This window comes from Mycobacterium intermedium, assembly GCF_002086275.1.
Classification (GTDB): domain Bacteria; phylum Actinomycetota; class Actinomycetes; order Mycobacteriales; family Mycobacteriaceae; genus Mycobacterium; species Mycobacterium intermedium.
Window position 1 is genome coordinate 72,331 of the sequence record NZ_MVHT01000007.1, and the last position, 25,351, is coordinate 97,681.

Annotated in this window: 26 protein-coding genes; 18 read left to right on the forward strand and 8 right to left on the reverse strand. The window is 65.5% G+C overall.

The features are described 5' to 3' along the window. The first annotated feature begins 32 nt into the window (after positions 1-32). From BST27_RS04405 to BST27_RS04415, 3 genes are all read left to right on the forward strand, one after another. Positions 33-929 (forward strand): enoyl-CoA hydratase/isomerase family protein, encoded by an 897-nt coding sequence (locus BST27_RS04405; protein ID WP_069419142.1) that lies wholly within the window; start codon positions 33-35, stop codon positions 927-929. Between the two features lie 77 nt (positions 930-1,006). Next, a complete protein-coding gene (locus BST27_RS04410) occupies positions 1,007-1,918 on the forward strand; it encodes an SDR family NAD(P)-dependent oxidoreductase (protein ID WP_232007271.1) in 912 nt (303 codons plus the stop codon). A 17-nt stretch (positions 1,919-1,935) separates the two neighbouring features. Then, positions 1,936-3,339 (forward strand): aromatic ring-hydroxylating oxygenase subunit alpha, encoded by a 1,404-nt coding sequence (locus BST27_RS04415; protein WP_069419143.1) that lies wholly within the window; start codon positions 1,936-1,938, stop codon positions 3,337-3,339. Here the strand turns inward: BST27_RS04415 and BST27_RS04420 are convergent. After that, positions 3,336-3,683 carry a hypothetical protein gene (locus BST27_RS04420; RefSeq protein ID WP_069419144.1) on the reverse strand — a complete coding sequence of 116 codons (348 nt, stop codon included), beginning with the start codon at positions 3,681-3,683 and terminating at the stop codon, positions 3,336-3,338. The genes BST27_RS04415 and BST27_RS04420 overlap by 4 nt on opposite strands. Before the next feature lie 22 nt (positions 3,684-3,705). Here BST27_RS04420 and hisN point away from each other — a divergent pair, with 22 nt between their 5' ends. From hisN to BST27_RS04435, 3 genes are all read left to right on the forward strand, one after another. Then, the gene (gene hisN / locus BST27_RS04425) at positions 3,706-4,491 is read left to right on the forward strand and encodes a histidinol-phosphatase (RefSeq protein WP_069419145.1); all 786 of its coding nucleotides are present in this window, start codon (positions 3,706-3,708) and stop codon (positions 4,489-4,491) included. A 76-nt stretch (positions 4,492-4,567) separates the two neighbouring features. Beyond that, positions 4,568-5,974: an acyl-CoA dehydrogenase family protein gene (locus BST27_RS04430; protein WP_069419146.1), complete on the forward strand. Its 1,407-nt coding sequence runs from the start codon at positions 4,568-4,570 to the stop codon at positions 5,972-5,974. Positions 5,975-6,018: 44 nt separating this feature from the next. After that, positions 6,019-7,224: an acyl-CoA dehydrogenase family protein gene (locus BST27_RS04435; RefSeq protein ID WP_069419147.1), complete on the forward strand. Its 1,206-nt coding sequence runs from the start codon at positions 6,019-6,021 to the stop codon at positions 7,222-7,224. Positions 7,225-7,292: 68 nt separating this feature from the next. On the opposite strand, the gene alsS is transcribed toward BST27_RS04435, so the two are convergent. The 5 genes from alsS to BST27_RS04460 are packed head-to-tail and all read right to left on the reverse strand — an operon-like array spanning position 7,293 to position 11,877. Then, the gene (alsS, locus tag BST27_RS04440) at positions 7,293-8,963 is read right to left on the reverse strand and encodes an acetolactate synthase AlsS (protein WP_069419148.1); all 1,671 of its coding nucleotides are present in this window, start codon (positions 8,961-8,963) and stop codon (positions 7,293-7,295) included. A gap of 2 nt (positions 8,964-8,965) precedes the next feature. Beyond that, positions 8,966-9,742, reverse strand: a complete 777-nt coding sequence (gene budA / locus BST27_RS04445) for an acetolactate decarboxylase (protein ID WP_069419149.1) — start codon at positions 9,740-9,742, stop codon at positions 8,966-8,968. Beyond that, positions 9,682-10,764: a 4-hydroxy-2-oxovalerate aldolase gene (gene dmpG, locus BST27_RS04450; protein WP_079219936.1), complete on the reverse strand. Its 1,083-nt coding sequence runs from the start codon at positions 10,762-10,764 to the stop codon at positions 9,682-9,684. Before dmpG ends, budA begins: the two co-directional genes overlap by 61 nt. Then, on the reverse strand, positions 10,761-11,243 hold the full coding sequence (locus BST27_RS04455; RefSeq protein WP_069419150.1) for a hypothetical protein: 483 nt from the start codon (positions 11,241-11,243) through the stop codon (positions 10,761-10,763). Before BST27_RS04455 ends, dmpG begins: the two co-directional genes overlap by 4 nt. Before the next feature lie 4 nt (positions 11,244-11,247). Further along, entirely contained in the window at positions 11,248-11,877 is a 630-nt protein-coding gene (locus BST27_RS04460) for a TetR/AcrR family transcriptional regulator (RefSeq protein WP_069419151.1), read from the reverse strand. Positions 11,878-11,970: 93 nt separating this feature from the next. On the opposite strand from BST27_RS04460, the gene BST27_RS04465 reads away from it, so the two are divergent. From BST27_RS04465 to BST27_RS04480, 4 genes are read left to right on the forward strand one after another with little or no spacing between them, the layout of a single operon-like run. Further along, positions 11,971-13,554, forward strand: coding sequence for a bifunctional 3-(3-hydroxy-phenyl)propionate/3-hydroxycinnamic acid hydroxylase (locus BST27_RS04465; RefSeq protein WP_069419152.1), 1,584 nt, complete (start codon positions 11,971-11,973; stop codon positions 13,552-13,554). After that, positions 13,551-14,420, forward strand: a complete 870-nt coding sequence (locus BST27_RS04470) for an alpha/beta fold hydrolase (RefSeq protein ID WP_069419153.1) — start codon at positions 13,551-13,553, stop codon at positions 14,418-14,420. The genes BST27_RS04465 and BST27_RS04470 overlap by 4 nt, the downstream gene beginning before the upstream one ends. Continuing rightward, a complete protein-coding gene (locus BST27_RS04475) occupies positions 14,420-15,412 on the forward strand; it encodes a VOC family protein (RefSeq protein WP_372515528.1) in 993 nt (330 codons plus the stop codon). The genes BST27_RS04470 and BST27_RS04475 overlap by 1 nt, the downstream gene beginning before the upstream one ends. After that, positions 15,412-16,347: an amidohydrolase family protein gene (locus BST27_RS04480; RefSeq protein ID WP_069419155.1), complete on the forward strand. Its 936-nt coding sequence runs from the start codon at positions 15,412-15,414 to the stop codon at positions 16,345-16,347. Before BST27_RS04475 ends, BST27_RS04480 begins: the two co-directional genes overlap by 1 nt. A gap of 28 nt (positions 16,348-16,375) precedes the next feature. On the opposite strand, the gene BST27_RS04485 is transcribed toward BST27_RS04480, so the two are convergent. Then, positions 16,376-16,864 (reverse strand): GNAT family N-acetyltransferase, encoded by a 489-nt coding sequence (locus tag BST27_RS04485; RefSeq protein WP_232007272.1) that lies wholly within the window; start codon positions 16,862-16,864, stop codon positions 16,376-16,378. Between the two features lie 56 nt (positions 16,865-16,920). Continuing rightward, a complete protein-coding gene (locus tag BST27_RS04490; RefSeq protein ID WP_069419157.1) occupies positions 16,921-17,781 on the reverse strand; it encodes an oxidoreductase in 861 nt (286 codons plus the stop codon). 67 nt (positions 17,782-17,848) lie between these two features. Here BST27_RS04490 and BST27_RS04495 point away from each other — a divergent pair, with 67 nt between their 5' ends. The 8 genes from BST27_RS04495 (at position 17,849) to BST27_RS33505 (ending at position 25,327) form a co-directional block, all read left to right on the forward strand. Then, positions 17,849-18,820, forward strand: a complete 972-nt coding sequence (locus tag BST27_RS04495; protein ID WP_069419158.1) for an NADPH:quinone oxidoreductase family protein — start codon at positions 17,849-17,851, stop codon at positions 18,818-18,820. A gap of 89 nt (positions 18,821-18,909) precedes the next feature. Further along, on the forward strand, positions 18,910-20,013 hold the full coding sequence (locus BST27_RS04500; protein ID WP_069419159.1) for a homogentisate 1,2-dioxygenase: 1,104 nt from the start codon (positions 18,910-18,912) through the stop codon (positions 20,011-20,013). Between the two features lie 22 nt (positions 20,014-20,035). After that, a complete protein-coding gene (locus BST27_RS04505) occupies positions 20,036-21,223 on the forward strand; it encodes an alpha/beta hydrolase (protein ID WP_069419160.1) in 1,188 nt (395 codons plus the stop codon). Continuing rightward, positions 21,220-22,428, forward strand: a complete 1,209-nt coding sequence (locus tag BST27_RS04510; protein ID WP_069419161.1) for a CaiB/BaiF CoA transferase family protein — start codon at positions 21,220-21,222, stop codon at positions 22,426-22,428. The genes BST27_RS04505 and BST27_RS04510 overlap by 4 nt, the downstream gene beginning before the upstream one ends. Before the next feature lies 1 nt (position 22,429). Further along, positions 22,430-23,323 (forward strand): hydroxymethylglutaryl-CoA lyase, encoded by an 894-nt coding sequence (locus BST27_RS04515; RefSeq protein ID WP_069419162.1) that lies wholly within the window; start codon positions 22,430-22,432, stop codon positions 23,321-23,323. Continuing rightward, a complete protein-coding gene (locus BST27_RS04520) occupies positions 23,323-23,952 on the forward strand; it encodes a TetR/AcrR family transcriptional regulator (protein WP_069419163.1) in 630 nt (209 codons plus the stop codon). Before BST27_RS04515 ends, BST27_RS04520 begins: the two co-directional genes overlap by 1 nt. Next, positions 23,949-24,971: a phosphotransferase family protein gene (locus tag BST27_RS04525; protein ID WP_232007273.1), complete on the forward strand. Its 1,023-nt coding sequence runs from the start codon at positions 23,949-23,951 to the stop codon at positions 24,969-24,971. The genes BST27_RS04520 and BST27_RS04525 overlap by 4 nt, the downstream gene beginning before the upstream one ends. Beyond that, positions 24,968-25,327 (forward strand): DUF6285 domain-containing protein, encoded by a 360-nt coding sequence (locus BST27_RS33505; protein WP_069419164.1) that lies wholly within the window; start codon positions 24,968-24,970, stop codon positions 25,325-25,327. Before BST27_RS04525 ends, BST27_RS33505 begins: the two co-directional genes overlap by 4 nt. Positions 25,328-25,351: the final 24 nt, after the last annotated feature.

Here is a 25,351-nt window from a genome sequence, read left to right on the forward strand (position 1 = left end):
TACTTGTGTATCGCTAGCGGGAAGAGGGTGACATGAGCAACGACGCCCCCGATGGAGGCGAGTTCACGGTCGAAGAAGACTGGGTCCGTTACGAAGTCGTCGAGCCGCACATCGCCCACATCACCATCAACCGCCCGGAGCGGCGCAACGCCATCCTGTCTCCGGACATGCACACCCTGTTCAAGGAACGACTGAGTCGCGCCGAGGACGACGACGATGTCAAAGTGGTCGTCCTGCTCGCCGAGGGCAAGGATTTCTGCAGCGGCGACGATGTCCGCCGGCTACCCGTCGAAGCTGCCGGGCTGCGCAAGGGACAGCGATTACCGCAGACCGCACGGCTGGGCAATGCGCGACGGCTGCACCGTCACTTGACGAACTGGCTGGAGTTCCCCAAGACCGTGATCGCCGCCTGCCAGGGCGCCACGTTGGGCGCCGGCATGAATCTCGCACTGGCCGCCGACATCCTGGTGGTGTCCGAGGACATGTACCTCGCCCGACCGCAGGCGCGCATCGGGTTCGCGGGTTTCTCCACGGCCATGCCGCTGGCGTTGCTCAAGCTGGGCCCGAATCGCGGCTACGAGGCCATGATCACCGGCCGCAAGGTGGCCGCGACCGAACTGCACGACTGGGGGGTCGCCGCGTCGGTGGTGCCGACCGAGTCATTGCGTGATGAAGCGATGCGTTACGCCCGCGCCATCGCCCACCACTCCGCGGACGGTTTGATGGTCGGAAAGCACGCGCTGATCGCGTTTTGGCATGCCGTCGGCATGGCGCAGTTCGCTGACTGGGTCCCGATGGGCCACACGGTGTTCAGCAACCTGTCCTGGCGCGAGGACGAGTACAACTTCATGAAAGAACGCGGCAAACGGGGTGGTCGCGAAGCGCTGGCGGAGTTGGAGCGCCGCTATTCGGAATGGGGCTTCGATTAGCCACCAGCGAACAACTATACAGATGGTGTATTTTTGTTCTGTATGCTGAGGATGCGAACGTCGTTACGAAGGGCTGGATGACGATGGGTGTGCTGGACGGACGTACCGCGCTGGTAACCGGCGGGGGGCGAGGAATCGGCGCCGCGGTGGCCGAAGGCCTGGCGGCCGAAGGTGCGACGGTCCTGGTGTCCGACGCCGGCGTCAGCGTCGACGGCACCGGCCGTGACGCCGGTCCGGCCGAGAGTGTGGTGGCCGGCATAACGAGCCGGGGCGGCAAGGCATTCGCCGACACCACCGACATCACCGATTTCGCTGCCTGCGCGGACCTCATCGACCGCGCGGCCGAAACACTCGGCGGCTTGGACGTCGTGGTGAATGCGGCCGGAATCCTGCGCGACGGAATGGTATTCAAGATGAGCGAGCAGGATTGGGATGCGGTGGTTTCGGTGCACCTCAAGGGCACCTTCAACGTCACCCGCCATGCCGCGGCCTGGTGGCGCGAAAACCGGGGTGGCCAGTACCGACTGATCACCTTCACGTCGATGTCGGGGCTGCAGGGCGCGCCGAGCCAGCCCAACTACGCGGCGGCCAAGATGGGCATCGTCGGTCTGACCTTCTCCTGCGCCAACGCGCTGCGCAACTACGGGGTCAGGAGTAACGCGATCGCACCGATCGCCGGAACCCGCATGACCCAGGGCATCAAGGGTGGCGGCAGCATGGACTACTCGGACAGCAATGTTCGTCTGTCCCCCAAGAACTGCGTGCCTCCCGTGGTGTATCTGGCCAGCGTGCAGTCGGATTGGCTCAATCGCCGAGTCATCTTCGCGGGCAACGGCCGGATCAGTCTGATGTCCAACCCCGTCATAGAGCGCGAGATCGTGTCGGCGTCGGGGACCTGGGATATTCCTACCGCCTTCGCCGAAATCGAGACTTCCTTCAAGGAAGCGGTCCTGTATCCCAACATCTTCGATAAACCACCCGCCAGCTAGTAGACGGAAAGGGTGACATGACCGAGGCTGCCACTGTGCAAGTTCCCGAAAAGTACGCCTGCGGTGAAACTTTCGTGCCGAAAAGCCGGTACATCGACCCCGAATATCTACAGCTCGAACTGGACCGGCTGTTCACTCAGGTATGGCAGCCGGCCTGTCGCGAAGAGGAGATCCCTGAACCCGGTTGCTATTACGAGTACACGATCGGCCGCCAGTCGATCATGGTCGTACGGCAGAAGGACGGCGGCATCAAGGCCTTTCACAACACCTGCGCCCACCGCGGCATGAAGATCGTCCTGGGTAGCGGATGCACACCGGAGCACGAATTCCGGTGTGGTTTTCACGGTTGGCGCTATGCGCTCGACGGCCGATCGTCCTTCGTCCCGTGCCGCGACGAGTTCGCCGCCCGTCCACGCGAAGAATGGGGCCTGCGCCCGGTCAGCGTCGGAACATGGGGTGGGTGGGTCTTCGTAAGCATGGCGGCAGACCCACCGGACCTACTCGAGTGGTTGGACCCCTTGCCCACGGCACTTGCACCATTTCGTTTGCAGGACATGCGGTACCGCTGGCGCAAGCGCACCTTCCTGCCGGCGAATTGGAAGACCGTGATCGACGCCTTCATCGAGGGCTACCACACCCCCGGTACCCACCCGCAGACGATGCGGTCCGCAGAGGGCCCGCGGCCGTCGACCGCCCCCGCCGCACCGCAGGAGTACGTCTACGCTCCCTACACACCGACCATCGCTTATCAGAATCACTCCCGATTCGTCTATACACAGCGCCCCGAACATGCCGAACGCGACAGCGGACGTCAGGAACTTTCCGCTCGCCCTGAGGTTTTCGCGAACTCGATGCAATATCAGTACCTCGAGGTCGGCTCCCTGGTCACCGAGCGTGACTACCGCGCCGCGCAACAGTTGGCCACGATGGAGCCCAGCGAAGTTCCGCCCTTCGTGCGCTATCACCAGCTGTGCGAGGAGCTCGCCCGGGCCGAGGGCGTCGACTTTCCGAAGATGTCGATGGAGCAGTACTTCGCGGGCAACGGCGACTGGCACATGTTTCCCACGATGGTCATCCTCGTGGAAAAGTCCTGCCTGCTCGGCTACCGCATGCTGCCGGATGCCGACGATCCGAACCGCTGCACCTTCGAAATGTTTTCGTTGGAGCATTTCGCGCCCGGGGATGTCCCCCAGACGCAATGGCAGGTTTTCCAGCGGTGGCAGGACCACGACGGATGGGGTGAGCTCCCGTCCCAAGACCTGGCAAACATCGGCGCAATCCACGCCGGCATGCATTCCGCGGGTTTCGACGGACTGTGGCTGAACACCGCGCAGGAGATGTCGATTCGCAACGAACACGCGATCGCCGACAGGTATCTGTTCGGGTCGGGCGTTCAACCACCTGCGTCCGGGCTAGGTTAGCCCGGAAAGTCGGGCCCTGGCGGCGCCTGTTGTGGCGGCGCGAAGGTCCAGTTGTCCGGATTCTTCGGTGAATACACGACGGGGAACTGCTGTCCGATGACCGGCCACTGGTCGACGTCGACAGCCATCCGCTGGTAGACGTCGTACTCGTTGACCGTCGGTCCGTTGATGACGCCGGAGATGGTGACGAACTGCTCGCCGGTGGCGTCGGGTCGCGGGCTGACCCCGGTGACCAGCAGCGTGCCGCTCGCCATGTCGCCCCGTGGGCCCCGTCCAAAGAACCGTGGCCCGATCAACAGGAACAGGGCCCCTATCAACAGGACCAGCACGAGGAATTCCCACATACGGCCATGGTAGGACTGCTGCATGGATCGCAACGATCTGACTTTCGCGCTGCAGCTGGCAGACCGGGCGGACGCCGTGACGCGCGCCCGGTTCGGGGCGCTGGATCTGCGCGTCGACACCAAGCCTGACCTGACGCCGGTCACCGACGCCGACCGGGCGGTCGAGACCGAAGTACGCGAGGCCCTTGACCGCGACCGGCCCAACGACAGCGTGTTAGGCGAAGAATTCGGCGGCACAACGACTTTCAGTGGACGGCAGTGGATTGTCGACCCGATCGACGGCACCAAGAACTTCGTGCGCGGAGTTCCGGTGTGGGCGAGTTTGATCGCGTTGCTCGAAGATGGTGTCCCGGTCGTTGGTGTGGTGAGCGCGCCCGCGCTGCAACGGCGCTGGTGGGCCGCACGCGGGCAGGGCGCGTTCGCGTCGGTCGACGGGGGCGCGCCACGCCGGCTGACGGTTTCGGCGGTTGCCGACCTGGGGTCTTCCAGCCTGTCGTTCTCCAGCCTCTCCGGCTGGGCGCAACTCGGGATACGCGACCGTTTCATCGAGCTCACCGATGCGGTGTGGCGGGTGCGCGGCTACGGCGACTTCCTGTCCTATTGCCTGGTGGCCGAGGGGGCCGTCGACATCGCCGCGGAACCCGAGGTTTCCGTGTGGGACCTGGCTGCGTTGGACATCCTGCTGCGCGAGGCGGGTGGACAGTTCACCAGCCTCGATGGCACCCCGGGGCCACACGGCGGCAGTGCCGTCGGGACCAATGGCCTGCTGCACGAGCAGGTGCTGAGCAGGCTGCGGGTTGTGAATTAACTAACAGGACCCTACCTATCTTACTCCGGAGTAAGATAACGTTGATGGCATCGCCCCAACGACAGAGGCTTTTGACATGACCCAGACCCAGCCCAATTTGAAACCATCCCGCTCCGGTCCGAGGCGACCTCGGCGCACGAGCCCCAAGTCCGGCGTCGGATTGCAGCCCCACAAACGCACCGGAATCGACATAGCCATAGCCCTGCTTACCCCGATCGTCGGGCAGGAATTCTTGGACAAGTACCACCTGCGCGATCCGATGAACCGGGCCCTGCGCTACGGGGTGAAGACGATGTTCTCCACCGCGGGCGCCGCTACGCGTCAGTTCAAACGGGTGCAGAGCACCGGTAGCGGGCCGACCCGCCTGAAGTCCAGCGGCAAGGACTACTTCGACCTCACCCCCGACGACGACCAGAAGATGATCGTCGAGACCGTCAACGAATTCGCCGAAGAGGTACTGCGGCCGGCCGCGCCCGACGCCGACGGAGCCGCCGCCTACCCGGCTGACCTGATCGCCAAGGCGGCCGAACTCGGCATCACCGCGATCAACATTCCCGAAGACTTCGACGGCATCGCCGAGCATCGCTCCAGCGTTACCAACGTGCTTGTGGCCGAGGCCCTGGCCTACGGCGATATGGGCCTGGCGCTTCCGATTCTGGCGCCCGGCGGCGTCGCGGCCGCGCTAACCCACTGGGGCAGCGCCGATCAGCAGGCGACCTACTTGAAAGAGTTCGCCGGCGAGAATGTGCCGCAGGCTTGCGTGGCCATCGCCGAGCCGCATCCGCTGTTCGACCCCACCCGGCTCAAGACCACCGCCGTACGCACGCCGTCCGGCTACCGGCTCGACGGCGTGAAGTCCCTGGTTCCCGCCGCGGCCGACGCCGAATTGTTCATCGTCGGTGCGCAATTGAACGGCAAGCCGGCGTTGTTCATCGTCGAGTCTTCCTCCGCGGGCCTGACCGTCAAGCCCGACCCGAGCATGGGCGTGCGCGCCGCGGCGCTGGGCCAGGTTGAGCTTTCCGGGGTTTCGGTGCCACTCGATGCCCGGCTGGGCGAAGATCAGGCCACCGACGACGATTACTCCGAGGCGATCGCCCTGGCCAGGCTGGGCTGGGCCGCGCTGGCCGTCGGCACCTCGCACGCGGTGCTCGACTACGTCATCCCCTACGTCAAGGAACGCCACGCATTCGGGGAGCCGATCGCCCGACGTCAAGCGGTGGCGTTCATGTGCGCCAACATCGCCATTGAATTGGATGGGTTGCGGTTGATCACCTGGCGCGGCGCGTCGCGCGCCGAGCAAGGCCTGCCGTTCGCCCGCGAGGCCGCCTTGGCCAAACGCCTCGGTGCCGACAAAGGCATGCAGATCGGCTTGGACGGCGTGCAGCTGCTGGGCGGCCACGGCTACACCAAAGAACACCCGGTCGAGCGCTGGTACCGCGACTTGCGAGCCATCGGCGTGGCCGAGGGCGTCGTAGTCATCTGAGCGGTTACCTCACCCGAGACCTCATACGAGCTGAAAGTTTAGTCATGGCAATCAATCTGGAGCTTCCCCGCAAGCTGCAAGCGGTCATCGTCAAGACCCACCAGGGCGCGGCGGAGTTGATGCGGCCGATCGCGCGGAAGTATGACCTGAAGGAACACGCCTACCCGGTCGAACTCGACACCTTGATCAAGCTGTTCGAGGGCGCCTCCGAATCGTTCAACTTCGCCGGCGCAGACTCGTTGCGCGACGACGACGAAGGCAAAGACGAGAACCACAACGGCGCAAACATGGCCGCGCTGGTGCAGACCATGGAAGCCAGTTGGGGTGACGTCGCGATGATGCTGTCCCTGCCCTATCAGGGCTTGGGCAACGCGGCCATCTCGGCGGTGGCCACCGACGAGCAGCTGGAACGGCTCGGAAAGGTCTGGGCCGCAATGGCCATCACCGAACCGGGATTCGGATCCGACTCGGCGGCGGTGACGACAACCGCCACGTTGGACGGAGACGAGTACGTCATCAATGGCGAGAAGATCTTTGTGACGGCCGGATCGCGCGCCAGCCACATCGTCGTGTGGGCCACGCTGGACAAGTCGAAGGGCCGGGCGGCGATCAAGTCGTTCATCGTGCCGCGCGAGCACCCAGGGGTGACCGTCGAGCGCCTCGAGCGCAAGCTCGGCATCAAGGGCTCGGACACCGCGGTGATTCGCTTCGACAACGCCCGCATCCCCAAGGAGAACCTGCTGGGCAATCCCGAAATCGAGGAGGGCAAGGGGTTCTCCGGTGTGATGGAGACCTTCGACAACACCCGGCCCATCGTGGCCGCGATGGCTGTCGGTATCGGCCGCGCCGCGCTGGAGGAAATTCGCAAGATCCTCACCGAGGCCGGCGTGGACATCGACTACGACCGGCCCGCGCATGTCCAAAGTGCCGCCGCGGCGGAGTTTCTGAGGATGGAGGCCGACTGGGAGGCCAGCTATCTGCTGTCGCTGCGCGCCGCATGGCAGGCCGACAACGGCATTCCGAACTCGAAAGAGGCGTCGATGAGCAAGGCCAAGGCCGGCCGCATGGCCAGTGACGTCACGCTCAAGTCCGTCGAATTGGCCGGCACCACCGGCTATTCCGAGCAGTCCCTGCTGGAGAAGTGGGGCCGCGACTCCAAGATTCTGGACATCTTCGAAGGCACGCAACAGATTCAGCAGCTGGTGGTCGCCCGCCGCCTACTCGGCCTCTCGTCGGCCGAGCTCAAATAACCCTGGGCGAGCAGACGCAAACTTGTACGAAATCGCTTGAAATAGTACGAGTTTGTGTCTGCTCGCGGTCAATCGAGGACACCCTCGTGCAGCTCGGTGAAGAGCTCGGTGTTGCGGCTGTAGTCGACCGGGACATCGATGAGCTTGACGCCGGGCTCGGTCAGCGACCGGGTGAGCGCGTGGTGAAACTCGTCCATGCGGCTCACCCGGATTCCCTTGGCGCCGAACGCGGCGGCGTATTGCACGGTGTCGTAGTCACCGAGCTGCACGCCCGAGGTGCGCCCGTACTTGAGCATCTCCTGGAATGCGACCATGTCGTAGGCGTTGTCGCGCATGATGATGTGTGTGAATGTCAGGCCCAGGCGCGTCGCCGTCTCCAATTCTTGTGCACTGAACAGGAATCCGCCATCACCGGACACCGACACCACCGGAGTTCCCGGCCGCACCATGGTGGCCGCCATGGCCCACGGCAGCGCGACACCCAGGGTCTGCTGGCCGTCGGAGAACAACAGCCTGCGTGGTTCATAGACCCGGAAGTGCCGGGCCATGTAGATGTAATGGGATCCGACGTCACACGCGATGGTGGCGTCGTCGCCCAGCACCTCGCGGATCTTGAGGACGACGGCCGCGGGGTTGAGCACCCGATCCCCGTCGGGGTGAGCCCGCGCGTCGTCGTCGATGCGGCGCAGCGCCTCCCGCTGCTCGGCGACTTTGGCCGCGACCTCATCGGACAGGCGCAGACCCGAAAGCTGCGGCGTCAGCCGGGCAAGGGTCGCCGCGATGTCGCCCCGCAGTTCCATGGCCGGCTGGTAGTAGTTGTCGAGGTCGGCGGGGACCTCGTCGATATGAACGATCGTCCGAGTCGGATCGGCATTCCACAATCGTGGGTCGTACTCGACGGGGTCGTAACCGACGGTGACCAACACGTCGGCGTGATTGATCAGGATGTCGCCGGGCTGGTTGCGAAACAGCCCGACCCGACCCACGAACCGATCTTCGAGCTCCCGCGACACCAAGCCCGCGGCTTGGAAAGTCTCCACCACGGGCAGGTCGGTGACGGCCAGCAGCTCGCGCAGCGCCGCACACGGCCCCGGGTCGCCGGCGCGAATGCCGACGAACAGCACCGGACGCTGTGCGGCGCGAATCAGCTTGGCGGCCTGGGCAATCGACGCCGACGGCGCGGCGCCGAGCCGGCAGACCGGTGTCGGCCGGACGATGGCGGCCGAGGTCGAAGCGCTGGTCACGTCGGCCGGCAGCACTACGGCCGCGGCGCCGCGTGGCACCGTCATCGCGGCGCGGATCGCGTTGGCGACTGCCTCGGGAACGTTGTCGGCGTCGGTGACCTCTCCGGTGTACTTGGTGAAGGGCTTAAGCGCGGCGCTGGCGTCCATGGACTGGTGGGTGCGCTTGAGCCGGTCGGCGCGCGCTACCGCGCCGCAGATCGCGACCATCGGGTCCTGCTCGGTGGTCGCGGTCACCAGGCCGGTGGCCAGGTTGGTGGTGCCCGGACCCGACGTCACCAACGCGGCTCCCGGCGTGCCGGTGAGGCGACCGATCGCCGCGGCCATGAACGCGGCGTTCTGTTCGTGGCGACACACCACCAACTCGAGGTCACTGTCGAGCAGCGCGTCGAACACTGAATCGATCTTGGCGCCCGGCACGCCAAAGACGTAACGAACCCCGAAGGCGCTCAACGTCTCGACGACTCTTTGCGCCGCACGCACCTCGGGTGGGCCCATCGTCACCCTTCCGTCTGCCGGATCTGACTGTCCACGTCCGCTTGGTCTAGATCCGCGCCGAGGAACCCCTGGGTGTGCTGCAGGCTCAGATGCAGTTCGGAGCGGATGGCGATCTCGACGGTCCCGCGCACCAACTGGTAGTCCAGCGTATGTCCGCCACGCCGGCGGTCCTCGTCGATGAAGTGCGAGTGATAGCCGGCCACCGAGATGCCTTGTTCGTAGTTCGGCATCCGGAAGCCGGCCAGCGTCCCGGTCACGTCGGTGAATGTCACCTCCCGCTGGTCCTGGGTGGCTTCGGTGAATGGCCGATACGGCGGGCGCTGCTCGCTGACGGTACGGGTGCGAACGGTGCTGAAGTGACCGCGAACCCGAACGGCCACCATCAGATTCGCGCTGTCCAGGTTCGCGTCGATGATGGACTTGAGCGCGGCGCGGTCGCACGGGGTGGTGATGTCGATGCGCCGCTCGGGGTGGAACCAGGTCACCGCGGCGAACGGCGTGCGTTCGTCGGCATCGGCGACGGTCGCGCTGCCGTCGCTGCGCAACTGGTAGCAGACCCCGTCGAGCACCAGCATCTCCCCGTCCAGCCGGTTGAAGGTGCCCAGACCAAAGTCGCCGTGCCGCAGCAACTCCCGGATCGTGAGGTCCCCCTCGTACACCCCGTTGAGGAGCGCCCCCATGGTGGACGTCTGAAAGATCTCGGTTTCGCGGTGGCGGGTCAGGATGGCGTGCGCCCAACGGCGCAATCCGGCCAGCTCACCAGAGTCGAAGGCCGGCAATCCCGGTCCCCTTTCGCCGCGTCCGTCATTTCCAAGGCGATGTCGACGAGCATGTCTTCCTGGCCGCCGACCATGCCGCGGCGGCCGGCCTCTTCGAGAAGGCTACGCGCGTCGATGCCGTAGCGGTGCGCGGCGGCTTCGGCGTGACGTAGGAAGCTGGAGTACACCCCGGCGAAACCCAAGGTCAGCGTTTCGCGATCGACCCGCACCGACCGCTCCTGCAACGGCCGAACCAGGTCGTCGGCCGCATCTTGTAGCGCGTGCAGGTCGCAGCCGTGGTCCCAGCCCAACCGCTCCGCAACGGCGACGAACACTTCCAAGGGCGCGTTACCGGCTCCAGCGCCCATGCCCGCCAGGGAGGCGTCGACCCGGCGCACGCCGTGCTCCACCGCGACCACGGAGTTCGCCACTCCCAGCGACAAGTTGTGATGCGCGTGAATCCCTAATTCCGTCGAGGAATCGAGGATTTGACGCATCATATCCACCCGGTCCGCGATGTCGCGCATGGTCATCGCGCCGCCGGAATCGACGAGATATACGCAGGTTGCGCCGTAGCCCTCCATGAGCCTGGCCTGCTCGGCCAACCTCGTCGGCGCCGCCAGGTGGCTCATCATCAAGAAGCCGACGGCTTCCATCCCGAGCTCGCGCGCAGCGGCGATGTACCGGCCGGCCAACGCGGCCTCGGTGCAGTGTGTTCCCACCCGCACGACGCGGGCCCCGGCGCGGTGTGCGTCCTTGAGGTTCGCCACGCTGCCGATGCCGGGCAACAACAATGTGGCGATCTTGGCGCGGCGCACCACGTCGGCAACGGCTTCGATCCATTCCAGGTCGGTGTGCGCGCCGAAGCCGTAGACGCAGCTGGACCCGCCCAGGCCGTCGCCGTGCGCGACTTCGATGGAGTCCACCCCAGCGTCGTCCAATGCCGTGGCGATGGTGACGGCGTGTTCGATGCTGTACTGGTGGCGCACCGCGTGCATGCCGTCGCGCAACGTGACGTCGCTGATGTAGAGGCCTCGAGTCATCCTGTTGCGCCCGCCAATTCAGCGTGGTGCTCGGCGTCGGCAATTTCCAGCAAGACGGTGACCCTGGTGCCACTGAAGTCGCCGGATTCGGGGATGTGCAACGAGCACCCTTCGCATTGCACCCGGTGCTTGACCCGGCAACCCGGCACATCTTTCCGAACCCGGTCCACCGTCGCCAGCACGTCCGCCTCGATGCGCCGTTCGTCTGCGGGCCCGTCAGTGACGAGGCAGTACAACGTGATTCGTATTGGCATCGGTGGATCCGCTGGATTGACCAGAAACACTGATTTGGCGCGCCGGGCGCCCGCGCCGCGCAAAGCCACCGCGGTCCTTTCGTTGAACTCGTCAATGGCGGCCCGCATTTCCGACGTGACCGACTTCGCGGGCATCGACGATACGGCTTCGGCGTACGTCACGTCCCCGCTCCTCGCGATCGCGGCGACGATGGGCGCCCCGGCTTGACCGGCAAACGTCGCCATGGTGTCAGCCGTTCTTCTCGGCGAGCCGCACCGCGGCGTCGTAGATCGCACGGCCGTGCAACTCGAATAGCGCGACGAGATCGACTGCGTCACCGCCGATCTCCTTGGCGATGAACAGGCCGTCGGCGCCGGCCATCGCGTACGTCGCCAACTGGTGGATGTCGGCCTTGCTGAGCCCCGGTATGAACTCGTCGAAGTTGTCGACCAGTTGCTCAAATGCTCGGGCCCGGACCTGAAGGAACATGGTGCGGGCGCGCGGTTCGGTGGGTCTGCGTTCCAGCGCCAGCATCAACCCCAATCGGATGAAATCCGGCGAGTCCAGCAAGGTCTTGGCGGTCTGAATCGCGATCGCCACTAGCCGCTCCTCGGGACTTCCCCCCGCGGGAATGTGCCACGCCGACCGCCAGGTGCCGAAGCTGCGCTCGATCACGGCCGCGATCAGGTCGTCCTTGTCTTTGAAGTGCCAGTAGATGGAACTGGCCGGCAGCCCGCATTTCGCGCTCACCAAGCCGATGCTGGTGCCCTCGTAGCCTCGTTCGGCCGCGATTTCGGTTGCCGCGTCGAGGATCCGGACTCGGGACAGTTCGCCGTCGGCCCGACGCCGGCGGGGCTTGGGGCCGTCCTTTTTGGCCACCGGACCTCCTCCGCAGGAAATTCTTGACGCTGTAGCGATCACTACATTACCGTAGTGGTCGCTACAGTACAAGCGTCGGCAGGGAGGCCCGCGATGCTCAACACGGACTACGACGTCGCGGTGATCGGCTACGGCCCGACCGGTGCCACCGCGGCCAACCTGTTAGGCCAACTGGGCTTGAAAGTGGTCGTCATCGAACGCGACCCGGACATATACGGACGGGCACGGGCGATCTCGACCGACGAAGAAGTCATGCGCATCTGGCAGTCGGTCGGCCTGGCCGAGCGGTTGCAGCAGGACATGCTGCCCGACCGGCCGATCGCGTTCGTCGACGCCGAGGGCGCGCCCTTTATCCACCTGAAAATCGCGGCACATGGTGCCGGGCACCCGCCGCAGCAGTTCTTGTACCAGCCCGCGGTCGACCGGGCGCTCCGCGAGGGCGTGCAGCGCTTCCCCAATGTCGAGGTCCTGCTCGAGCACGAGTGCCTGCGTGCGATCAACCGAGAAGACGGCGTCGAGTTGATGCTTGCCGATCTGAGCATCGACACCTTCAAGCGGCTGCGCGCGTCGTATGTCATTGCCGCAGACGGTGGCTCGTCCCCCACCCGCGGACAGCTCGGAATCGGCTACTCGGGACGTACCTACGCCGAGCGCTGGGTGGTCATCGACACCAAGGTAATTCGGGAATGGGATGCCCACGACCGGCTGCGGTTCCACTGCAACCCCACGCGGCCCACCGTGGATTGCCCTACACCGCTTGGCCATCACCGCTGGGAATATCCCGCTCACACCGCAGCGGACGACCAGCAGCTCGTCTCGCCGACCGAAGTGTGGAAAGTCCTGAACGCCCAGGGCATTACCGAGGACAACGTCGAAATCTTGCGCGCGGTCATATATCACCACCACGTCCGCGTCGCCGACCGCTGGCGCGCCGGCCGCATCTTCCTGGCCGGCGACGCCGCCCACGCCATGCCGCCGTGGCTCGGTCAGGGCATGTCGGCGGGCGTGCGCGACGCGGCGAACCTGTGCTGGAAGTTCGCCGCCGTGCTGCGCGGGCAGGCGCCGGAATCGCTGCTTGCTTCCTATGAGGCCGAACGGAAACCGCACGTCGCCGAGGTAACCCGACGCGCGGTGTGCGTCGGGAGACTCATCACCGAGCGCAACGAAGCCGCTGCCGCACTGCGCAATCGCGTCGGTCGAGGCCTCATGCGACTGCCCGCCGCGACACGCTGGTTGCAGAAATTCATGTGGGTACCCGAGGCGCGGTATCGGGACGGCTTCCTGGTGACGGGCCACCGCGCGGCCGGATGGCAGATCCCCCAGCCGTGGGTGGCCGATCCCGCCGGCACCAGGGTGCGTCTCGATGATGTTCTGGCCCAGCGGTGGACACTGCTCTACACCGGGGCACCGCCGACCGGCGCACAAGCCTGGACCGAACTGGGTGTACCGGCAATACGGGTGGTCGGCCCGCAAGAACCCACGGCGCCGGCGGACATCCGCGACTTCAGCGGCAGCCTCTCACGCTGGCTGCGACGCAAGAAGGCCGCCGCCGTCGTGATGCGTCCCGACGGATTCATCTATGCGGCCGCCGAATCGGGCCAGCCGCTACCACCGCCGCCGGCCGGGTATCTGGGCGTGGGCGTATCCCCCACTACCAAGATTGGAGTCACCGCATGACCACCACCTCACTTCGCGAACACACCGTCACGGTCGCGGGCAAGCCAATCTTCTATACCGAGACGGGCAGTGGCCCGGCCGTCGTCATGCTGCACGGTGGCGGACCCGGAGCCTCCGGCGTGTCGAACTACTCACGCAACATCGACGCGGGCGCCCAGCGGTTCCGGGTGATCGTTCCCGACCTGCCCGGATATGGCCGCTCCGACAAGCACATCGACCAGTCTGACCCATTTGGCTACTTGGCCAACATGATTCGCGGACTACTCGATGCACTCGATGTCGAGTCGGCACATTTGGTCGGCAACTCCTACGGTGGCGCCGCCGCGCTGCGCCTGGCGCTCGATACGCCGCACCGAGTCGACAAGCTGGTGCTGATGGGCCCCGGCGGCATCGGGACCACCCGCGGTGTACCGACCGAAGGGTTGAGGGCCCTGCTGTCGTACTACGGCGGCGACGGACCCAGCCGGGACAAGCTCGCGGCCTTCATCCGGACTTATCTTGTCTATGACGGCACATCGGTGCCCGACGAGTTGATCGACCTGCGGTATGCGGCGTCTATCGAGCCCGACGTGGTCGCCAATCCGCCGTTGCGCCGCCCATCGGGTCCCACCGCACTGCGCACTCTGTGGCGTATGGACCTCACCCGCGACAGTCGGCTCAAGCGGCTGGCGACACCGACCCTGGTGCTGTGGGGCCGCGACGACAAGGTCAACCGCCCGTCCGGCGGGCCACTACTGCTCAATACCTTGCCCAACGCGCAGTTGATCATGACCTCCCGCACCGGCCACTGGCTGCAGTGGGAGCGCGCCGAGCTGTTCAACCAACTCGTCACCGAATTCCTCTCCGAACGATCGGCTTTCGCATGATGAAGATATTCGGCAAGGCAAACCTGGGCTACATCGTCGTCGAAACCGACAAGTTCGCCGACTGGCGCCGCTTCGGCAGCGAGGCCATCGGCATGCATTGTGACGACACGCCGTCCGACGTGATGCGATTTCGCCTCGACGACAACGAATGTCGCTTCCTGCTGCAGCGAGGTCCGGCCGAGGACGTGACGACTCTCGGTTGGGAACTCGACGACCATGAAACTTTTGACGAAGTCCTGCGTCGGGTGCGGTGTCACGGCGTTGGGGTCACCGAGGGCTCGGCCGAGGAGGCCGCGTTGCGCGGCGCGGAACGGATGGCGCGCTTCCCCGGACCCAACGGTCTGACCCAGGAGATCTTCACCGGCGCCCGGCGCAGCGCCGTGCCACTCGACCTGGCGGTGTGCGGTGGTTTCGTCACGGGCGAGGCCGGCATCGGCCACGTCGCCGTCATATCGAAGAAGCCCGCCCAGGTGCATAACTACTACGGCACGGTCTTCGATGCCCGCCTGAGCGACTACATCGACGAAACGATGAGCGGCCTCAAATTCAAGATCCGCTTCCTGCGCGTCAACCAGCGGCACCACTCGGTGGCCATCGCGTCCGTTAACCGACTGCCCATCAACCCGATTCGAACTCGCGTCCAGCACGTCAACATCCAGGTCGCCGACCTCGACGACCTGACCGCGACTTATCAACGCGTCAAGGATCTCGGGTTCGACATGGCGCTGAGCGTCGGCCAACACACCAATGACCGCGAATTGTCTTACTACGCCGTGACACCGTCGGGGTTCGAATGGGAGGTCGGCTGGAATCCTATTGTCGTCGACGAAAGTACCTGGGAGCCAACTACTTATCAAGGCATCAGCATCTGGGGTCACACTCGCGAAGGTCAGCACCTCAGCGATAGGCTGGCGCAATTCAAAACCGCGGGTCGGTCGTTGTTTCGCCGTGAGGACACCGTGCCCGCCCTCTGCAAGGCCAGGAGCGCATGATGCCCCGAATCGACACCCACCACCACATGATTCCGCCCGAGTATCGGAAGCGACTGCGCGCGGCCGGTATCGATGACGCGGGCGGGCGCGAACTGCCGGACTGGAGTCCCGCAGTGTCACTTCAGGCAATGGCGGAACTCGACGTCGCCGTGGCCGTTCTGTCGGTGTCCGCGCCGGGCACCACATTCCTATCCGACCCTGCGGATGCCGCCGCGTTGGCGCGCGATCTCAACGACTATTCGGCCGGTGTGGTGGCCGACAACCCCGGCAAGTTCGGCTTCTTCGCGACCGTGCCGATGCCGCACGTGGCGCAAGCCGCCACTGAGGCGGCGCGTGCGCTCGACGACTTGCATGCAGACGGTGTGATACTGCTGGCCAACCACTCCGGTATCTACGTCGGCGAAGAAGGCCAAGACGATCTGTTCGCGGCCCTCGATGCGCGCTCCGCGGTGGTGTTCATCCACCCCACCGAACTGCCCGGGCCGGCCGTGCCCGGCATTACGCCGTTCGTCACCGACTTCTTGCTCGACACCACCCGTGCCGCGTATCTGCTGGTGCGCAACGGAATACGGCAGCGCTACCCGAACATCAAGTTCATCCTCAGTCACGGCGGCGGCTTCGTCCCTTACGCCAGTCACCGCTTGGCAATGGGAATCACCCTGGACACCGGCCGCAATCCTGCCGAGGCACTCGACGAATTCTCGAGCTTCTATTTCGATACCGCGCTGTCCTCGACCGAGGCGGCCTTGCCGACGCTGCTCGCCTTTGCCAAACCGGGTCACATCACCTTTGGTTCAGACATACCGTTCGCACCGTTGTTCGTCGCCCAGTATTTCGCGACTGAACTGGACACCTGTCCGGGTATCGATGCCGGTGTTCGCGCGGCGATCGAGCGCACCAACGCGCTCGCACTGTTCCCGCGCCTGGGCGGCTAGTCGGCTGGGCCAACTGGCCGGCGAGCGGTCAATCGAGGATGGCGGGCGGTGGGTCGATTTCCTCGTCCGGGTCCACCAGATCCAGCTGCCACCACTGGACGTCGTGCCAGGCGCCGAGCTTCCAGCCCACTCGCGTCAACAGACCAGCCGGCCGGAACCCAAATGACGCATGTAGCGCATTGCTGGCGTCGTTGGGTTGGGCGATCAGACCGATCGCCCGCCGGAAGCCACGGCCGGCGAGCCGATCCAGCAATTCGCGGTAGAGCAAGCGTCCAGCACCCGAGCGCCGCCGGTCCATCGCCACATAGACGCTCGTTTCCACCGCCCAGCGGTACGCGGCACGCGGATTCAGTTGCTGCGCGTAGGCGTAACCGACGACGTCACCATCGACCTCTAACACCAACCATTCGTGAATCACCTGCGCTGCGGCGATCCGCGCCGCCATCTGCTCGATCGTCGGCACTTCCGTCTCGAAGGTGATCGCAGTGTCCAACACGTACGGACGGAAGATTTCCACGCACGCCGCAGCATCAGCGGCCCTGGCCGAACGAACGACCGAACGTACGACCGGCATTACCCGGCAACCGCATTCAGCTGTTCGCGGGTCTCCTCATCAAGCTCGATGTCGGCGACGGCGATGTTCTCCTCGAGGTGCTGTACGGACGACGTGCCTGGGATCAGCAGGACGTTCGGCGCCACACCCAAGGTCCAGGCCAATGCGATCTGTGCCGGGGTCCGGCCGAGTTCGGCGGCCACGCGCTGGATCAACTCGTTGCCCAACACCGGGTTGTCCGACCCCGCAAACGCCGATCCCAAGGGAAAGAATGGAACGAAGGCGATGCCCCGCGAACGGCAAATATCAAGCACCGGTGTCGAATTCCGGTGGACGAGGTTGAACGCATTTTGCACGCAGGCGATCTCGGTGATTTCCAGAGCATGCAGCAGTTGCTCCGAACTGACGTTGCTCAGGCCGATGTCGCCGATCAGCCCTTCGTCGCGAGCGGCGACCAAGACTGCCAGTTGATCATCAAAGCGCTGGTCGGGCGCCCCACTCTCAAACACTCGCAGGTTGACCGCCGCGAGTTGGTCGACCCCGAGCGTGCGCAAGTTGGCTTCGATGTCGCGGCGCAACTCGGCGGGCTCGTCGAGCTCCAACCAAGCTCCGGCCTCGTCGCGCCTGCCGCCCACCTTGCTCACCAGAGCCAGGTTCTCCGGGTAGGGATACAACGCCTCCCGGATCAGCTCGTTGGCAACATCGGGACCGTAAAACTGGGCGGTGTCGATGTGGGTGACGCCCAGTTCGACCGCCCGACGCAGCACCGCCAACGCCTCGTCCCTGTCCCGCGGCGGCCCGAACACTCCGGGGCCGGGCAGCTGCATCGCACCGAAGCCGATACGCGAGACGGTGAATCGACCGAGTGGAAATGAATCCATGCCCCGAGGTTAGCGCCGAGCCGACGAGTTCTAGATTGAGGCAGCAGGGATCTACGACGGGAGCGGCATGCGCGCGGTAAGAGTGACACGGCTTGATGGTCCAGAAGCCATCGAGGTGGCAGACGTCGACGAACCCACCGGCGACGGTGTCGTGGTCGACGTACACGCGGCCGGGGTGGCATTCCCCGACGCGCTGCTAACCCGCGGCCTCTACCAGTACCGTCCGGACCCGCCCTTCACCCTCGGCGCCGAGATTGCCGGGGTGGTCCGATCGGCGCCGGACGACAGCGGCTTCCACGCCGGCGACCGGGTGCTGGGCCTGACCATGCTCACCGGCGGCATGGCCGAAGTCGCGTTGCTGACACCCGACCGGGTGTTCAAGCTGCCCGACAACGTCAGCTTCGAGGCGGGCGCCGGCGTGCTGTTCAACGACCTGACCGTGTACTTCGCGCTGACGGTACGTGGCCGATTGCAGCAGGGCGAGACGGTGCTGGTGCACGGGGCGGCCGGCGGGATCGGCACGTCGGCGCTGCGACTGGCGCCGGCGCTCGGGGCGTCGCGGGTCATTGCGGTGGTCAGCTCCGAGGAGAAGGGGCGGATTGCCACAGCAGCCGGTGCCACCGACGTCGTGCTCGCCGACGGGTTCAAGGATGCGGTCAAAGAGCTCACCAGCGGCCGGGGCGTCGACATCGTGGTGGATCCTGTCGGCGGCGACCGGTTCACCGATTCGCTGCGCTCCCTGGCCCCGGCAGGACGGCTGCTGGTGATCGGCTTCACCGGCGGCGAGATACCCACGGTGAAGGTAAACCGGTTGCTGCTGAACAACATTGACGTCGTCGGTGTGGGCTGGGGAGCCTGGGCCGGCAGGCACCCAGGGGCGTTGCAAGAGCAGTGGGCCGCCCTCGAGCAGCTGTTCACCTCCGGCAAGTTGACCCCGCCGGAGCCCGAGGTCTTCCCCATCGAGGAGGCGGCGGCCGCGGTGGCTTCGCTGGAGAACCGCTCCGCCAAGGGAAAGGTCGTCTTGCGCGTCCGCGATTAACCGCAGGCCGCCGGACCGGCCTTGTTTCCGCACAAAAGAAAAAGTAATGTCACTTTTAGTTTTGTAGCGGAGACCCCTGGGAGCCAGCCATGGAATCGTTCATCCACCTGCGAAAAGGCAAGACGCCAAAGCGCGTCCACGCCGACCTCGACGGACTCAAGGATGACGAACTCGGCCGCGGCGGCTTCACCGGCCGCACGGCCAACATGTACCGCCGCCACGACCCCACCGCCTTCCGGGCGGTCGGCCCGCTGCGGCCCACCGACGTGCTCGCCGACCAGCTCAAGCCCAGTGACGCCACCGACGCCAATGGCGGACCGCTGCTGATGTTCAGCAACACCGACTGCCGCATTCTGCTGAGTCGCCGGCAGGAAGAGATGCCGTTCTACACCCGCTACGTCGACGGCGATCTGCTCTGCTTCGTCCACAACGGCAGCGGCCTGCTCGAAACCGAGTTCGGCCCGCTGCGCTACCGGCAGGGCGACTGGGTCTACCTCCCCAAGGCATGCACCTGGCGCCAGATACCCGATGGCGAGACGACCCTGCTGATGATCGAGGCGACCGACGAGTTCCGCGTCCCTCCCCCGGGCACCCTGGGCCGCCACTTCCCGTTCGACCCGGCACAGGCGACCATCCCCGACCCGGAACCCATCGAGGACGACGGCCGGGACCAGTACGAGGTCCGGCTCCTGCACCGGGAAATTGACGGTAGCGATTCGACAACGCTGTACTACCAACACAATCCGATCGACGTCGAGGGCTGGCGCGGTGACAACTTCGCCTTCACCTTCAACATCGCCGACTACACCGTCGTCACCTCCGACAGCGTGCACCTGCCGCCGACCGTGCACCTGTTCATGCAGGCCACGGGCGTCTACGTGATGAACTTCCTGCCCAAACCCGCCGAAACGGTCCCCGGCACCGAACGCACACCGTGGTATCACCGCAACGTCGACTATGACGAGATCGCGTTCTTCCACGGCGGCTCGCTGTATGGCATACCGATGCCGCCGGGCCTGATTTCGCATGCGCCGCAAGGAGTTCACCACGGAGCCCCGGAGAAGGCACGCGAACGCGCCCGTCGCAAATTCGACGAATACTCCAGCGTCGACTGGCAGGTGATCGCCATCGACACCCGCCGGCGACTGACACCCTCGGCCGAAATTCTGGCCAACGATCTAGGACAGCACTGAGGAAAACCAGGACAACTTTGAAATGAAACAAGCCGTCAAGCACGACTACGAACGCATCCCGTACCTGGTTGCGTTCCAGAACAATTCCGGTGTCCGCGACGTTTACGGTGGGCTGGCCGAGATCACCGTCCTGGAAAGCTATCTGCTCAAGCCCAAGGACAAGCCGTCAGACACCGTGCTGGTGTTCATGCACCCCATCGGCGGGGGCGCCTACCTGCCGATGATCAATGCGCTGGCCCGCGCCGGCCACCACGTCATCTACTGCAACAGCCGGTTCCGCGGGACGGATTCGGCCCTGATGATGGAAAAGGTCGTCGAGGATCTCGGCGAGTGCATCAAAGACGCCAAGAACCGGTTGGGCTACCAGAAGGTGGTGCTGGCCGGCTGGAGCGGCGGCGGCTCGCTGTCGGTGTTCTATCAGCAACAGGCGCAAAAGCCCACGATCACGGCCAGCCCGTCCGGCGACGGACCTGACCTGACCCAACTGGACCTGATTCCGGCCGACGGCATCATGCTGCTCGCCGCCCACATCAGCCGACACGGCACGCTGACGGAGTGGCTGGACGCGTCGATACTCGACGAATCCGACCCCACCAAGCGCGATCCCGAATTAGACCTCTACAACCCGGACAACCCCAACCAGCCGCCATACAGCGAGGAGTTCCTGCAGCGGTATCGCCAGGCGCAGATCGACCGCAATCGCCGCATCACCGCCTGGGTGAAGGACAAGCTGGACGAGTTGCGCGCTGCCGGCCGGCCCGAGGAAGAGTTCTGCTTCGTCGTACACGGCACCATGGCCGACCCGCGCTGGCTGGACCCGAACGTCGACCCCAACGAGCGCACCCCGGGCACCTGCTACCTGGGCGACCCGCGGGTAGTGAACATGAGCCCGGTCGGGCTGGCCCGGTTCTCGACGCTGCGCGGCTGGCTGTCGCAATGGAGCTACGACGACGCGCGCGGTGACGGTGTGGCCTGCGGCCCCGACATCGCCGTCCCCGCGCTGGTCATCGGTAACCTTGCCGATGACGCGTGCACACCCAGCCACACCCGACGCCTCTTCGAAGCGATCGGTCATCCGGACAAGGAGATGTACGAAATTTCCGGAGCCACACACTATTACGCGGGTCCTGACCAACGGGACAAGTTGCGGGAGGCCGTCGGCATCGTCACCGACTGGCTGACCCGGCACGACTTCGCGGGGGCAGAGTGACAGGTCCCACCGGAGCACTGGACGGTATCCGGGTGCTCGAGCTGGGCACCCTGATCGCGGGCCCGTTCGCCGGACGACTGCTCGGCGACATGGGTGCCGAGGTTATCAAGGTGGAACCACCCGGCGCCCCAGATCCGCTACGCACCTGGGGCCAAGCCGAACTGGACGGGCAGCACGTCTTCTGGACGGTCCATGCCCGCAACAAGAAGGCGATCACCCTCGACCTGCGCCGGCCGCGTGGGCGCGAGTTGTTTCTCGAGCTGGTGGACAAATCTGACATCGTCGTCGAGAACTTCCGACCGGGCACGCTAGAGAAGTGGAACCTGGGCTATGACGTGCTCAGCCAACGCAACTCGGGCATCATCCTGGTCCGGGTGTCGGGCTACGGACAGACCGGACCCGACGCGCGCAAGGCCGGTTACGCCTCTGTCGCCGAGGCGGCCAGCGGCTTGCGCCACCTCAACGGGTTTCCCGGTGGCCCCCCGCCGCGACTTGCCCTGTCACTCGGCGACAGCCTGGCCGGCATGTTCGGCGCACAGGGCGCGCTGGCTGCCCTCTATCGCCGCAGCGTGACCGGGCACGGCCAAGTCGTTGACGTCGCGTTGACCGAATCATGCCTGGCCGTGCAGGAATCCACGATCCCGGACTATGACGTGGGCGGCGTGGTACGGGGACCGTCGGGCACCCGACTGGAAGGTATCGCGCCGTCCAACATCTACCGCAGCGCCGACGGGTCCTGGGTGGTGATCGCGGCCAACCAAGACACCGTGTTCGCGCGTCTCTGCCAGGCGATGGACCGCCCGGAACTGGCCACCGACGAGCGATTCGCCACCCACGGCGCCCGCGGACGCAATCAGGATGAGCTGGACAAGATCATCGGCGCGTGGGCGGCCGAGCGACAGCCCGCCGACATCATCGAAACCCTTTCCGCCGCAGGCGTAATCGCCGGGCCGATCAACACCGTCGCCGAAGTGGTCAACGATCCGCAACTGCGGGCCCGCGGCATGCTGGTCGAACACTTCGATGAGCGCCTGCAGCGCCCCGTGCTGGGACCGGGGATCGTGCCGGTGTTGTCGGAGTCCCCGGGCGGCGTCCGCAACGCCGGCCCCGCCTATCCGGGCCAACACAACGACGACATCTATGGCGGACTGCTGGGCAAGACAGACGATGAGCTTGCCGAATTGCGTGCCGAAGAGGTGATCTGAAATGACGCATATCGTCATTCGCGAGGTGGCGCTACGCGACGGTCTGCAGATCGAGAAACCAATCCCGTTGTCGGCCAAGTTGGAACTGCTTTCAGCCGTGGCGGCCACGGGGGTCCGTGAGGTGGAGGCGACGGCGTTCGTCTCCCCCTCGAAGGTGCCGTCGATGGCCGACGCCGCCGAACTGGCGGCCGAACTGCACAACTACCCCGACATCGATTTTTCGGCCCTGGTGGCCAGCCCGAACGGCGCCAAGCGGGCGATCGCGGCGGGGTTCCGCTCGATCGAGTACGTGGTGGCCGCCGACGATACGTTCAGCATGAAAAACGTCGGGCGCACCAGCGCCGAGGCCACCGAACAGATCGCGGACATCGTCGCGATCGCGCACGGCAGCGATGTCGCCGTCGAGGTCATCGTCGCCACCGCATGGGACTCCCCCTTCGAGGGACCCACCCCGCCCCAGCGCGTGCTCGATATCGCCGCCGCGGCACGCGACCAGGGTGTCGACCGCTTCTCCATCGCCGACACCATCGGCACCGCCACCCCCGGTCGAGTCAGTTCGCTTATCGCACAACTTCGTCCGGTGATCGGCGACCTCCCGCTGGGCGGCCATTTCCATAACACCCGTGGAGCGGGCCTGGCCAGCGCTTATGCGGCGGTCACCGCCGGCGTTACCCGACTGGACGCCTCCGCCGGCGGCCTCGGCGGTTGCCCGTTTGCGCCGGGCGCCACCGGCAACATCGCCACCGAGGATCTGGTGTATCTCCTGGTCGACAGCGGGTTCGAGGTCGACATCGACCTGGCCGCCGCGATCGCTGCCGCCGAAGTCGCGAAATCGGTTGTCGGACATGACTTGCCCAGCGCACTGTTGCGTGCGGGCGACCGGATTCGCAGCTGATGCCCGCCAGCACGCTCAGCGCCAAGGGTCGCCAAACGCGGGAGGCGATCGAACAGGCAGCCCGAAAGCTGTTTGCTGAGCGTGGCTTTCACGGAACCACATTGGCCGACATCACCTCGGCCGCGGGAAAATCGTCAGCGGTCTTCTACCGGTACTTCACCGACAAGGAAGATCTGCTGGCCGCGCTGGCGGAGTCGTTTCTGCACGAGGTCGTCGCACCGTCCGGCCGAAACGTGTCGCTGCCGGGGTCGCCGAACGACGACACGTTTTTCATCGCGGCGGTCACCGGCTACTGGAACATGTTCAAACAGAACATCGGCATCATGATCGCCGTCGCCCAATTGGCCGCCACCCAGCAGCGTTTCGCTGCCGTCCAGAACGAGTTCCGGCGGTTCGGTATGGACATAGTGGCCGCCTCGGTCCGCCGGGCGCAGGAGCAGGGCTATGCGGCCGACCTCAACGCCGAACACATCGCCGCCGCGATAGCCTTGCTCTTCGAGAACTTCACGACCGTCTTCGTCGGCTCATCGGGACAGGACGGCCCGCGGGGGCTGGGGGTCACGATCAGCGATGAGGATGCCATCAAGACATTGTCGACGGTCTGGAAGAAGACACTGTACGGCGGGTGAGGAGATCGTTGACCGGGGTCGAAGAGCTACCCGTCAAGTTGCGTGCGGTGATAGCCGGCGCGCTGAAGTTGGACGCGGCGAGCATCACGATTGAGAACCTGCGCCCGGTGCATCGCAACTACGGGGCCGCCGCCTGGGCATTCGACGCCACCAGCCCGGCCGGGCGCAGCACGCTGGTACTGCGCCTCGAGCCCGTGAATCGCAGTTCCGTCGAGGCCGCCCCGCAACTGCAGGCTCACGCCCTGTTCAGCGCCAAGGTGATGGGGGTTCCGGTGCCGCACGTAGTTGCCGTCGACGACTCCGACGCCACGCTGGGTCGCCCTTACGTGATCATCGAAATGCCCAGGGGTGAAACGGAATACTCAGTGATTGTGCGCCAGCTCGACCGTGCCGGCCGACACGCCGGCGGGCGCGCGCAACTGCTGCGACAGTGTGCGCTCGTGCTGTCCCGCATCCATCGGATCCCGACCGCTGAGCCGGAGAAGTCCCGCCAGGACCGCCTCGCGATCTACCGCGCATCACTCGACGCCCTGGACGATGTGCCCGCCGCCTTCGAATGGGCTTACCGCTGGCTTATCACCCACCAGCCACCTCCATCGCCCGCGGTCGTGGTCAATGGCGACTTCCGCATGGGAAATCTCGCGGTCGATGGCATGCAGCTGAGCGCCGTACTCGGGTGGAGATATCTACACGTCGGCGACGCCAACGAAGACCTGGCCTGGTTCTGTGACCGGGCGTGGCGCTACGGCGCCCCGTTGACCAGGGGCGCAGGAGGTCTGGGCAGCATCGACACCTTCCTGCGTGCCTACGAAGAAGCCAGCGGGACTACCGTCGACCAGGTGAAGTTTCACTGGTGGCGAGTGATGGCGGCGCTGCTGCGGGGAATCGTGAACTGCTCGGAGGCCCAGATCGGGCGGACGGCTCAGATTCCCTCGATGAGGGCGGCCATCATGGGCCGCCGGATCTGCGAAACCGAATGGGATCTGCTCAACCTCATCGGCGAGGGAACGGGCAAATGAGTTCGGCCGAGTCCCCGTTCCGCGACCGCACTGCCACCGAGTTGCTGGCGTTGGTCACCCAGTTCCTGGAAGACCATGTCCTGCCGGCCGCCGCCGCCAGCCCGCACAGCCACGACGAAATCGCCGCGGCCGTGGACGCGCTGCGCATCGTCGAACGCGAAATGCTCAGCGACCCGGCCGGCGACGCAACCTCCCGCGCCGCGCTGGCCCGCCTCGGCTTCTCCGACGAAGCCCAACTGGCAACGGCGATTCGCAATGGCGATCTCGATGACCGCGCCGCCGAGGTCAGCTCATGCTTGCGGACCCTGGCAAGACAGCGGCTGTTGGTCACCAATCCCGGATACCAAAACGAATAAGCCGCACCGCTAACAGAGGAGATA